The sequence below is a fragment of the Rhizobacter sp. P5_C2 genome (assembly GCF_054049715.1).
This window is the reverse complement of the sequence record NZ_JBFULV010000007.1, coordinates 48244-60325: the sequence shown is the minus strand read 5'-3', so window position 1 is coordinate 60325 and position 12082 is coordinate 48244. Positions and strand designations below refer to the sequence as shown.

At 67.6% G+C, this 12082-nt stretch carries 11 protein-coding genes; 7 read left to right on the top strand and 4 right to left on the bottom strand.

What is annotated here, in order from left to right; genetic code table 11:
- The first annotated feature begins 117 nt into the window (after positions 1 to 117).
- Both egtD and ACXJLU_RS04055 read left to right on the top strand, forming a co-directional pair.
- A complete protein-coding gene (gene egtD / locus ACXJLU_RS04060) occupies positions 118 to 1191 on the top strand; it encodes an L-histidine N(alpha)-methyltransferase (protein WP_457329193.1) in 1074 nt (357 codons plus the stop codon).
- 679 nt (positions 1192 to 1870) lie between these two features.
- Positions 1871 to 2191 carry an antibiotic biosynthesis monooxygenase family protein gene (locus ACXJLU_RS04055; RefSeq protein ID WP_457329192.1) on the top strand — a complete coding sequence of 107 codons (321 nt, stop codon included), beginning with the start codon at positions 1871 to 1873 and terminating at the stop codon, positions 2189 to 2191.
- A gap of 192 nt (positions 2192 to 2383) precedes the next feature.
- Here the strand turns inward: ACXJLU_RS04055 and ACXJLU_RS04050 are convergent, their stop codons facing one another.
- The 4 genes from ACXJLU_RS04050 to ACXJLU_RS04035 all read right to left on the bottom strand — a co-directional run bounded on the left by ACXJLU_RS04050 (position 2384) and on the right by ACXJLU_RS04035 (position 4860).
- Entirely contained in the window at positions 2384 to 2941 is a 558-nt protein-coding gene (locus ACXJLU_RS04050; RefSeq protein ID WP_457329191.1) for a hypothetical protein, read from the bottom strand.
- 130 nt (positions 2942 to 3071) lie between these two features.
- A complete protein-coding gene (locus ACXJLU_RS04045; protein WP_457329190.1) occupies positions 3072 to 3473 on the bottom strand; it encodes a c-type cytochrome in 402 nt (133 codons plus the stop codon).
- On the bottom strand, positions 3470 to 3802 hold the full coding sequence (locus ACXJLU_RS04040) for a cupredoxin domain-containing protein (protein WP_457329189.1): 333 nt from the start codon (positions 3800 to 3802) through the stop codon (positions 3470 to 3472). Before ACXJLU_RS04040 ends, ACXJLU_RS04045 begins: the two co-directional genes overlap by 4 nt.
- 17 nt (positions 3803 to 3819) lie before the next feature.
- Positions 3820 to 4860, bottom strand: a complete 1041-nt coding sequence (locus ACXJLU_RS04035; protein ID WP_457329188.1) for a cytochrome-c peroxidase — start codon at positions 4858 to 4860, stop codon at positions 3820 to 3822.
- A gap of 250 nt (positions 4861 to 5110) precedes the next feature.
- Here ACXJLU_RS04035 and ACXJLU_RS04030 point away from each other — a divergent pair, with 250 nt between their 5' ends.
- The 5 genes from ACXJLU_RS04030 (at position 5111) to ACXJLU_RS04010 (ending at position 12003) form a co-directional block, all read left to right on the top strand.
- Entirely contained in the window at positions 5111 to 7189 is a 2079-nt protein-coding gene (locus tag ACXJLU_RS04030) for a methyl-accepting chemotaxis protein (RefSeq protein ID WP_457329187.1), read from the top strand.
- A 5-nt stretch (positions 7190 to 7194) separates the two neighbouring features.
- Positions 7195 to 8409: a sensor histidine kinase gene (locus tag ACXJLU_RS04025; protein ID WP_457329235.1), complete on the top strand. Its 1215-nt coding sequence runs from the start codon at positions 7195 to 7197 to the stop codon at positions 8407 to 8409.
- Positions 8410 to 8460: 51 nt separating this feature from the next.
- Positions 8461 to 9063: a YfiR family protein gene (locus tag ACXJLU_RS04020; RefSeq protein WP_457329185.1), complete on the top strand. Its 603-nt coding sequence runs from the start codon at positions 8461 to 8463 to the stop codon at positions 9061 to 9063.
- The gene (locus ACXJLU_RS04015) at positions 9063 to 11252 is read left to right on the top strand and encodes an ATP-binding protein (RefSeq protein ID WP_457329184.1); all 2190 of its coding nucleotides are present in this window, start codon (positions 9063 to 9065) and stop codon (positions 11250 to 11252) included. Before ACXJLU_RS04020 ends, ACXJLU_RS04015 begins: the two co-directional genes overlap by 1 nt.
- Before the next feature lie 289 nt (positions 11253 to 11541).
- On the top strand, positions 11542 to 12003 hold the full coding sequence (locus ACXJLU_RS04010) for a hypothetical protein (protein WP_457329183.1): 462 nt from the start codon (positions 11542 to 11544) through the stop codon (positions 12001 to 12003).
- Positions 12004 to 12082 lie beyond the last annotated feature (79 nt).

The window sequence follows — 12082 nt, the reverse complement described above, 5'->3', positions numbered from 1 at the left end:
CCCGCGGCCCCTTCGGCGCCAGATTCCTACACCTCGACGGCTGTAAGTCCTACGACCTTGGGTCGACAACGTTTATCGGCATCCGGCAAGATGCCCCCCACCCCGAGGAGACCCTGCATGGACCCGTTGCTGGCTTTGCGCACCACCGCCCGAGATACTGCCCGAGACACCCCCCGCGATACCGCCTCCGCCGACCCGGGCCGCCGCCCGTCGCTGGTCGGTCTGCCCGGCCGCACGGCACCGCTGCAGCCGCAGTTCATGCAGAACAAGCTGCCGCCCGAGACCGCCACGCTGGCCGAGGTGACGGCCGGGTTGCTGAAGGCGCGGGCCGAGGTCGCGCCCAAGTATTTCTACGACAGCCTGGGCTCGCACCTGTTCGAGGCGATCACCGAACTGCCCGAGTACTACCCGACCCGCACCGAAGCCGCGATCTTCGACCTGCATGCCGGCGAGATGGCCGACGCGATCGGCCGCGGGATGACGCTGATCGACCTGGGCGCCGGCAACTGCGCGAAGGCGGTGCGGCTGTTCCCGGAGTTCAAGCCGTCGCGCTATGTCGCGATCGACATCTCGGTCGACTTCCTGCGCGAGGCGCTGGCCGGCGTGCAACGCGCGCACCCGGCGCTGAACGTCACCGGCCTCGGCATGGACTTCGCGAATGCGCTGGTGCTGCCGAACGAGCTGCTGCGCGACCGGCCGGTGTTCTTCTACCCCGGATCGAGCATCGGCAACTTCACGCCCGAACAGGCCTCGCGGCTGCTGGCCGGCGCCCGCGAGCAGGCGCGCGGCGGCGGCATGCTGATCGGCATCGACCTGGTGAAGCCGGCGCACCTGCTGGAAGCTGCCTACGACGATGCGCTCGGCGTCACCGCGGCATTCAACCGCAACCTGCTGCCGCACCTGAACCGGCGCATCGGCACTGACTTCCAGCTGCCCGACTGGCAGCACGTGGCGCGCTTCGACACCGGGCTGTCGCGCATCGAGATGCACCTGCAGGCGGTGCGCGAGCTGGACGTGCGCTGGGCCGGGCACAGCCGGCACTTCGCGGCCGGCGAGCGCATCCACACCGAGAGTTCGTACAAGTACACGCTGGCGAGCTTCGAGGCACTGCTGCGCGAATCGGGCTTCCGCCAGATGCGGCACTGGACCGATCCGCAGGGGTGGTTCGCGGTGTTCTGGGCACAGGGCTGAGCGCGCCGCACCTGTTCTGTCCATTCAACTGGCAGAAATCGTGCGTCCAGTTGCCTTGAGCTCCCGGCTGGCAGTTGCAACATAGACGTGCCAAAGGTGCTTTGGCGTTGTCAAGCCGAGGCGACCGCAGGCAGCGACGCGGCTCTCCGTGTCGTCGCCGAGATCGAGCAAGCGATCCATGAACTCAAGCTCGATCTGGCTGACAGGCCCGGAGTGGCGAGTTGCACCATCGGGCCGTTGCTGAGCGACGACCCGATGATGTACCCAAGTTGGCGTGGGGAGGGCTTCTGCATGGCTGACGATTTGCGATGTCCCGGGCGAGGATATGCGGTGCCAACGAAGTCTGTTCAACAGATTGGTCGCCGAAAAGCGGACGCTGCCGATGCATGCCGGGGCGCTTCGAATCGGTCGCCGGCATTCGGAAATCGGGAGTCGAGTGGTTGGCGATGACAAGCAGCGTTCATACCCCCGTGCAGGGCCACCACTGTAAAATTCCAGCGTCGAGAAAGGGCCGGATCGGTAAGTTGGTAAGCCCGATCCCTTCCGCAAGGAAGAACCTGTTCAGCTCCGGCGAGAACCCGCGACAAGCCCGTGGTGCGCTTTGCGCCACTGCGCTTGTTCGTGCACGGTTCCATCGATTGCCCGCGGCCGAAGAAGCGCTTCTGAAAAGGGAAGTGTCATGCCTACCATCGTTGCTGACGACAAGGTCGTCACACAGATCAACGTCTTCACCACCACACCGGATCACCAGCAAGCGCTGATCGATCTCCTCAAGGAAGCCGCGCACGCCGTGCGGGACGTACCGGGCTGGCGATCGGCCAGCATCCATCGAGAGCGAGACGGCACACGCGTCGTCAACTATGCGCAGTGCGACAGCTTTGACGCCTGGAAACTAGTCTTCGAAAAGCTGCAGGACGAGGGTTTCATCGCCCGCAACAAGGCGCTCGGAACTGCGTCGCCCGGCCTGTACGAAGTCGTGTTTACCTTGGTCAAGACGTAGCAAGTCGATCAAGCTGCATGAGGATTTGCTTGAGCCACATGCGCTGGCGTTTGCCGACACAACTTCACCAATGGTCGGCAAACGCCTTTCTCAAAGTGCCCTGGGGTCCGACTGCAAGTGGCCGACCACGGGCGGTCAAGTTTGACTGGTGCCTGAGCCGGTTGCGGGTGGTATGTCGGTGCTCACCGGCTTTCAACCTACGCTCTGGTACGGCACCAACTCCCATAGGCGCTTAGGCATAGGTTTCACACGTGGCAACTCGAGGCAACCATAGCTCGACAGCAACCCCAAGCGACGGCGCCAGTTGTGAATGTAGAACGCGACTCGGAAGCGAGGCAGCAACGGCGCCTTCGGCGGCGGCTGGCCCGAGAGCACGGCGCTGCCGTCATCGGTGAGGTACGTCTCCTGCCAAGCACACTGCGACCAGCCTTCGCGCACCCCGGGATCGAATTGCACAAAGTCGCCCACGTCAAACTTGGAATCAACGTTCTCCGCCAGGACCTCGACAAGTACAGCCATCGCCAGCGAACTCTCAAACTCCTCCCAGATTTCCTGCCTGTCGGCTTCAGTGTGCGCCCTCGGAACTTCACGCCGACATCGGGTGAGGAAATCAATGGTCTCCTGTGAGTAATTCGCCGGGTCCCGCTCAGCAGCCCGACGTTCGACGAAGCGCTCGTATTCAGCGCGGTTTTGCACCGGCGAGTACAGGCCGAAGGCTGTCAGTCGTGGGGGTGAGGACGTGTGTCTCATGCCGCCCAATTCTGCCCGTGGATGGCGGCTCGCCCCGTATTCCTCTGGCAGGAACGTTCGCACCACCCCTGCTGATCCAGTGGGTTGGAACTGTTTTCGAAAAACCAAAGCGAAGAGCCTGACTGCAGGACTACGGCGTCGCGTCGGCCCGCAGGTTCAGCGAGCGCACGTAGGCGACGATGTCGCGCATCTGCTCCTCGGTCAGCTCGGCGCCCCACGGCGGCATGAACGGCGAGCGGCCCAGCGCCTGCCCGCCCATCTTGACGATCAGGCCGAGGTAGGCGTCGTTCTTGTCGGTGGTGCGCAGGTTGGCCGGCCGCGGGTCGTACAGCCGGGCGGCGCGGCCATTGCCGTCGGCGTTGATGCCGTGGCAGGTGACGCAGTAGTTCGCGAACACCAGCCCGCCGCGGAACACCGCCGCCTCGCGGCTGTCGCGCGGCAGCGGCTCGGCGCGCACGCCACCGGCCCAGCTCAGCAGGCACGCGACGACCAGCGCGCCGATCCACAGCGCGCGGCTGTCGTGGGGCTTCACTTGCTGACCTCGATCACCATGCGCATGTCCGGGTGGACCGCGCACTCGACCTCGACGGTGCCGGGCTTGTCGAGCGTGACCGTCTTCGAGCCGCCCTGCCCGAACGAGCCGAGGTCGAAGCTCTTCGCATCGGACAGCGAGAACACGTTGTGCGCGAACGGATCCTCGTTGACGAACTTCACGGTGTCGCCGACCTTCACCTGCAGCTTCTTGACGGAGAAGGCCTTGCCCTTCTGCGCCAGCACATGCTCGGCAGCACCGGCCGGCAGGCTGGCGAACACGACGGCGCCGGCCACCAGGAGAGGATGGAACTGCATGGGGAACTGCATGGAATGGCTCCTGGACATCAGTTGGCCGGCAAGGTCGGCAGCGTGAACGGCTTGGCCGGCGTGGTCAGCGCCTCCATGAAGGAGACGATGTCGCGCATCTCGTCGTTCGACAGCGACAGCGGCTTGACGCTCGCCGACAGGTTGGTGCGAACCTCGCCGCCGCGGTTGTAGTGCGCCACCACGTCGAGCAGCGTCCTGGCCGACCCGTCATGGAAGTACGGCGCGGTCAGCGCCACGTCGCGCAGCGTCGGCGTCTTGAACGCGCCTTTCAGCGACGCCACCGGCTTGATCGCGAAACGGCCGACGTCCGGGTTTTCCTGACCCCACGACGCGAGGCCGATGTTGTGGAAACCGTTGTCGGTGAAGTTCGGCGCCTGGTGGCAAGCGGCGCAATTGCCCTTGGCCGGATCGGCGAACAGCCGGAAGCCGCTCACCTGGCGGGCTGTCATGGCGTGGCGATCGCCCCGCAGCCAGCGGTCGAACGGGGAGTCGTTGCTGACCACCGTGCGCTCGAAGGCCGCGATCGCCTTCGAGGTCGTCGTCTTGTCGATCGCCTCGCCCGGGTAGGCCGCGGCGAAGGCGGCCTGGTAGCTCGGGTTGACGGCCAGCCAGGCGAACAGCGCGTCGAGGTTCATCGCCATCTCGTCCATCGACTCCATCGGCCCCATCGCCTGGTGCTCGAGCGTCGCGCGGCGGCCGTCCCACATCTGGATGGTGTTGTAGCCGCTGTTGACGATGGTCGGCGACGCCCGGCCCAGCACCTTGCTGCGGAATCCCTTGGCGGTGCCCAGGCCGTCCGACCAGCCGTACAGCGGGCTGTGGCAACCAGCGCACGACAGGTTGCGCTCCGACGACAGGCGGGCATCGAAGAACAGCATCTTGCCCAGCTCGATGCGGGCGGCGGTCGGCGCGTTGTCGCCGGGGTGCGGCGGCGCGTCGGGCAGCAACCACTGCCGGTCCTGCGGCGTCGCCACCTGCGGGTCGTCGACCGCCTCGGCAGCGCTCCAACCCAGGCTCGACAGACACAGGGCCAGGGCCCACGGACGCATCCAGTTCATGGTGAATTCCTTTCTTTTGAGCAAGAACAAGCGACGGAAATGTGAACCGGTTTTCGTCGCCGTGCGCGTCAAACGGACCCCTGCTTTGTCAACAACTGCCAACTGGCCGGCCAGGGCGGCTGCGGTTCCATCAGTTGTCATTCGTTGACAAATGAAGCGTTCACCAAAACGCTCGGGGCGGCGATATTTGTCAACAGTCGGAGACATAACGTTCCGACACGTGACCCTCTGGAACAGGAAGCAGTAACCCATGTCATCCGCGACACCCGCCACCGCCGACGGCCTGCCAGCGTCCGTCCGCCCTGCCGAGCAGCGCGCCGTGTCGAGGAACGCCGGGCCGCCCGGCGGGCCGTGGGAGTTCTTCCGTTACCACGGCATCTGGGCGCCCGGGGTCCGCCTGTTCCGCCATCTGTCCTTCAACGCCAAGGCCTTGATGATCTCGGCAGTGTTCATGGTGCCGATCACGATGCTCGGCACCGTCTACCTGCGTGACATGGCGGCCGCGTTGGTCGCCACCGAGCGCGAGCTGCAAGGCCTGCGCTACCTGCAGGATGCGCTGCCGCTGGTGCGCTTCACGCAGGCCCAGCGCCAGCGCGCGATGCAGGCGGCCGGGCTCGATGCCGCGAGCAGCTGGCCGAAGGACCAGGCGGACTATCGGCAGCTCCACGGACGGCTGCAGGCCACGCACCGGTCGATGGGCGAGGTCTTCGACGCGGCCGCGCCGTTCCAGGCCGTGGCGGCGGACTTGCCGGCCGCACCGCCGCGCGGGGCGGACGCGACCGAACTGTACGAACGCTATACGCAGCTGGTCGCCGACCAGCAGGCGCTGGTGCGGGTGGTGATGGAGCAGTCCAGCCTGTCGCAGGACCCCGACCTGACGACCGGCCGGATCGTGGCCGGCGCCGTGGCCGCCGTTCCCGAGCTGGCCGACCGGATCGGGCAGGCCTTGTCGCTGGGCGAGCAGGTCCTGGCGGTCGGCGAGATTTCCGCGCCGCAGCAACGGTTGCTGTCCGATGCGCTGCCGGTGATGGAATACCTGGAGGCCCAGGTGTCCGATCACCTCGACAAGGCCTTCAAGCTGAGCGAGCCGCTGCGCGCCGAGCTCGGGCTCGACAAGGGCATCCCGGCCGCTGCCGAGCTGCGCGGGCTCTCGCGCCGCTACCTGCTGGGCAGCGCCGTCAAGGGCGACGCGGCCCGCTTCAAGGCGGCCGGCACGCGCGCGTTCGAGGGCTACTGGACGCTGAACAGGCAGGCGCTGTCTGCCACCGAGCGGCTGCTCCAGCAGCGGCTGCACGACACGGGTGTGCGCCGCAACACCGTGGTCTCGATGCTGGCGGGCAGCCTGCTGCTCGCCGCCTACCTGTTCTGGTCGTTCCGCCAGGCCACGCAGGGCGGACTCGAGGTGGTGGCGCGCCACATGGCGCGCATGCAGCACGGCGACCTGACCGGCTCGCCGACGGCCTGGGGGCGTGACGAGGCGGCCCGGCTGATCGTCGCGGCGAAGGCGCTGCAGCAGTCGTTCTCCGGCATCGTCGGCGACGTGCGCCAGGTGAGCGGCCAGGTGCTCGACGCGAGCGCGAGCCTGGACGGCCACGCCCGCCAGCTGGTGGCCGGCAACGAGGCCTCGCGCGGCCACATGCAGCAGTGCGCCACCGCGATTCAGCGCATCTCGCACGCCGCGGGGCACACCCGCACGGTGGTCGACATGGCGGCCCGCCTGTGCGACGCGAACGTACAGGCCGCGCACGCCGGCCAGCATGCGGTGCGCAGCCAGGTGCAGACGATGACCAAGCTGCGCGAGCTGTCGACCACGATCGCCGACGTGACGCGGGTCGTCGACACGATCGCCTTCCAGACCAACCTGCTGGCGCTGAACGCAGCCGTCGAGGCGGCCCGCGCGGGCCACGCCGGCAAAGGCTTCGCGGTGGTGGCGGCCGAGGTGCGCACGCTGGCCGATCGCTCGGCGTCGGCCGCGCGCGAGATCCGCGGCCTGATCGACACCAACGTGCAACGGGTCGAGAGCAGCACGCGCATCAGCAGCGATGCGAGCCTGAAGATGAACGAGCTGGTCGCCAATGCGCAGCAGCTGACCGGGCTGCTCGGCTCGATCTCGAACGCCGCCGACGAGCAGAACCGCTGCATCGGCAACGTCGACGCCGCACTGGTGTCGCTGGAACAAGGTGCGCAGCAGAGCACCGACCGGATCGACCGGACGGCCGAGGCGGTGCGCTCGCTGCGCGCCTCGTCGGACGCACTGCGCTCGCATGTCGAAACCTTCCGCATCGACGATGCCCGCGTCGCCGATGCCACCGCAGGAGCCACACCGTGAGCGCCATGACATTGCAAGAGACGCCGCTGCCCCAGACACCGCCGCACGATGCGGACGACGCACCGCCCGGCGCGGCGCAGACCATCCTGGTGGTCGACGACCTGCCGGCGAACCTGGAGGCCGCCGCGCGCTTCCTGACGCACCACGGCTACCGTGTCGCCGTCGCCCAGGACGGCGAGGACGCGATCGAGCGCGCCGCGCTGGTCCACCCCGACCTGATCCTGCTCGACGTGATGATGCCGGGGCTGGACGGCTTCGAGACCTGCCGCCGGCTGAAGGCCGCCCCGGCGTCGAGCCACATCCCGGTGATCTTCATGACGGCGCTGGCCGAAACGCCCGACAAGCTCACCGGCTTCTCGGTCGGCGCGGTCGACTACGTGACCAAGCCGCTCGATGTCGCGGAAGTCATCGCCCGCATGCGGCTGCACCTGACCTTGCACCAGCTGCAGCGCCGCGTCGAGGCGCGCAACGCCAGCCTGCGCGAGGAGATCGCGGCGCACGAGCGCACGCAGGCCGCGTTGCGGCGCTCGAACACCGAGCTGGAGCAGCTGGCATACGTGGCCTCGCACGACCTGCAGGAGCCGTTGCGGATGATCGCGAGCTACCTGCAGCTGGTCGAGGAGCGCTACCAGGACCGGCTCGACGACGACGGCCGCGAGTTCATCGGCTATGCGGTGGACGGCGCGAAACGGCTGCAGAAGCTCATCAACGACCTGCTGCACTATTCGCGCCTCGTCAGCAAGGAGCGGCCGCTGCAGCAGACGCCGTGCGCCGAGGTGCTCGAGCTGGCGCTGCGCAACCTGCACGTCGCCGTCCAGGAGAGCCAGGCGGTCGTGACGCACGACGAACTGCCGCTGGTGGCGGCCGACCAGACGCAGCTGGTGCAGTTGTTCCAGAACCTGATCGGCAATGCGATCAAGTTCCGCAGCGGTCCGGGCCCGAAGGTGCACGTGGGCGTGCGGCAGGACGGCGACGACTGGCATTTCACCGTCAGCGACGACGGCATCGGCATCGCGCCGGCCCACTTCGAGCGGGTCTTCGTGCTGTTCCAGCGGCTGCACAGCCGCTCGCGCTACGACGGCACCGGCATCGGGCTCACGCTGTGCAAGAAGATCGTCGAGCGCCACGGCGGGCGCATCTGGGTGAGCTCGCTGCCCGGCGAAGGAACGACCTTCCATTTCACGATCTCGCCGCACGCCGGCGGTCTGGTCCAGCCGTGAGGCGCCGGACCCGGCGAGGCGGGCTTCCCCATGGCAAGATGGCCCCCTCCGATGGCCCTCGATGCCGCCTTGCCGGGACGCCCGCTGAACCACGCCACCCTCTTCGACGCCACGGCGCAGGCCCTGCGGCGCGGCTTGATCGCCGTGCTGTGCTGCCTGCCGCTGGGCGGCGCGACGGCCCAGGTCGACGCCGCCCGCATCGACGTGATCCGGGTGGCCTTCACACTGAACTTCGCGCGCTACACCGGCTGGCCTGAAGGCGCTCCCACCGATTCGTTCCGGCTCTGCGTGTCGGCCGGCGATTCGCTGTACGAGGCGTTCGCCACGGCCGACAACACGCTGGTGCGCGGCCGGCCCGTGCGGCTGCGCCGCATCGTCCCCGGTGCGGCCGACGTCTCGCGCTGCGACCTGCTGTACCTGTCGGGCACGACGGAGAACCGCAGCGGGCTGCTGCAGTCCGTCGCGTCGCTGCCGGTGCTGACCGTCGGCGACGACCCGCTGTTCCTGAACAGCGGCGGAACGATCCGGCTGTTCACGGGCGACCAGCGCATGCAGTTCGACATCAACCTGGCGCAGGCCGAGCGCGCCCGGCTGGTGCTGTCGCCGCAACTGCTGCGGCTCGCCCGCTCCGTCAACCAAGACAAGACGCCGTGATGCAACGACTGCGTATCACCTCGAGACACTGGCTCGTCCAGGCCACGCGCTGGTTCGGCCGCCAGCACGTGCCGCTGCGCCGCAAGACGGTGCTGGTGCTCGCGGTGAGCCTCTCCTGCGGGCTGCTGGCGCTCGGCAGCTGGCAGGTCGGGCGGCAGATCGCCGAACAGCAGCTGGCGGCGCGCCTGCAGATGCAGGCGCTGGCCGCGGTGATGGCCGAAGGCACGGCCGCGGCGCTGGCGTTCGGCAACGCGGCGGCGGCCAGCGAGACGCTGTCGGCGCTGCGCGGCCAGACCGCCGCCCACCGCGCCGATCTCTACGACGCACGCGGGCGCCTGTTCGCCTCGTATGCGGCATCGCAGCCGCTGCCCGATGCCGACGGCATGGCGCTGACCGTCTCGCTGGATGTCATGCTGGACGGCGTGCGCACCGGCGAGCTGCGCCTGTTCGGCGTCGCACCGACGGCCGCGTCGCAGTGGCAGCGGCAGTCGCTGCCGCTGCTCAGCGCGCTCGGCGCCTCGCTCGCGATCGGGCTGATCTTCGCGACCGTGCTGCTGCATGCGAGCCTCTCGCAGATCGAGGACCTGGCGCGCGTGGCGCGCGACATCCACCAGGGCCTGCCGCCGCGCCGCGTGCTGCGGCGCAGCCGCGACGAGCTGGGCGAACTCGTCGATCAATTCAACGCGATGCTGGGGCAGCTGCAGCTCAACCAGACCAACCTCGAGCTCACGGTGCGCGAGCGCACCGCCGAGCTGCGCTCCGCCAAGGAATCGGCCGAGGTGGCCAACCGGGCCAAGAGCAGTTTCCTGGCCAACATGAGCCACGAACTGCGCACGCCGCTGAACGCGATCATGAGCTACGCGCAGCTGTTCCAGATCGATCCGCGGCTCGACAAGGAGCAGCTGCAGGGCGTGCGCACCATCCAGCAGAGCGCGGAGCACCTGCTGCTGCTGATCAACGACCTGCTCGACCTCTCGCGCATCGAAGCCGGCCGCCTCGAACTCTTTCCCGAGCCGGTGATGCTGAAGACCTTCCTCGGCGCCATCACCGACATCATCCGGATCCGGGTCCAGGAAAAGGAGTTGACGTTCCGCTTCGAGGACCACAGCAGCGACAGCCTCGCCGTCTCCGTCGACAGCACGCGGCTGCGCCAGATCCTGCTGAACCTGCTCAGCAATGCGGTCAAGTTCACCGAGGCCGGCGAAGTCGGGCTGGTGATCCACGAGGCGCATCGCAGCACGCGCGAGGTTCGGCTGCGCTTCGAGGTCCACGACACCGGCATCGGCATCGACCCGGACAAGCTCGGCGCCATCTTCCGGCCCTTCGAGCAGGCCGCCGACGTGCAGCGCCGCTTCGGCGGCACCGGGCTGGGTCTCGCGATCAGCCGCCAGCTGGTGGCCCTGATGGGCAGCGACATCATCGTCAGCAGCCGGGTCGGGCACGGCAGCCATTTCTGCTTCGAACTCGACCTGCCGCTCGAACAGACCGCCCTCACGACGACGGCCGCCACCGACCGCCTGGCGCAGACCATCGCCGGCTATCGCGGCCCGCCGCGCAAGCTGCTGGTCATCGACGACACCGAAGCCAACCGCCGGCCGCTGATCACGTTCCTGAGCGCCAAGGGGTTCGAGATGCTCGAAGCGCCGGACGGCTCCGCCGGCCTGCAGGTCGCGCTGGAACACCGGCCCGACCTCATCCTGATGGACAGCGTGATGCCGGTGATGGACGGTTTCGAGACCACCCGGCGCATCCGCGAAATGCCGATGCTGCGCGACGTGCGCATCATCGCGATCTCGGCGAGTGCCTCGGCCTCGGACCATCAGCACACGCTGGATGTCGGCGCCGATGCCTTCCTGCCCAAGCCGTTCACGCTGACGGCGCTGATCAACTCGATCGGCCGCCTGCTGCAGCTGGAGTGGCTGGAAACGGACTCCGCGCAGCGTGCCTTGCCGGAAGAGGTGACCGGCGATGCGGCAACCGACCAGGTGCCCGATCGCGCGCAGCTCGAGCTGCTGCTGCAGCTGGCCCAGTTCGGCAACATGCAGGATCTCGCCACGCAGGCCGCCGAGCTGGCGGCCAGCTCGCCGTCGTGCCGCTCCTTCGCGTTGCGCCTGCAGCGGCTGGCAGAGCAGTTCCAGTCCAAGGCGGCGCTGCAGCTGGTGCGTGGCGCGATGCGCGCCGACAGCTGAGACGCCCGCCGCGAGCGGCCGCGCCGCCCCAGCCAAAACGACACCGGTCACTTGTCAATTGTTGACAAAGGGCTCATCGAGCTCGCGGTCAAATCGATCGATAGTTCAACCTGATCCTTGTGCATTTTCAGTGACCGATGGCAGTTGGCATTTGTTGACTTTGACCTGCGGCAGACGCGGCATTCGTCCATATCCAAACGCAGCTGCAATCGAGATCATGACGGCACCCAAGACAGCAACCTGACAGGTCACTGAACCCCAGCGACCGTCTCACCGAACGGGAAAGACCATGGATTTTTCTCCGAACCCCTTGACCAGCATGCCGACGCTGCTGCCCGCGACATTGCTGCTCCTGCCCACACTGATCGCCGTGTGGTGGCAGGYAAGCCGGTGCTTCGATCGGCGGCTGTCCTTGCTGAGGCGCCAGTTCGACGCCCAGCGCGCCGCCACCAGCGAATTCCTCCAGCACGCGAACAGCCAGATCGATCTGCTGCAAAGCGAACTCGCGTTGGCCCGACGCCGTGAAGACATTCTTCGCGCGCGGCAAGCCAGCAAGTCGCACGACTCATCGACGCTGCGCAGCGCCGGACCTGCCATCACCTTGCTGTCGGTGCTGCGCGAGCAAGCCACCGGCACATCGCACAAGCGTTCAGAGACAAGCGGCGCAGGTTGTGCAGACAAGATGCACGAACCACCCATGCTGCCTGCACATGGCAGTTTCAACATCGGCATCAGGACTCAAGCAGCCTGAGCCCACAAGTTGGCGCCGCCGCAAGGTGGCACCACACCAGATCCAGGGACCGGACTCTCATCTTTTCAACATCGAGGCA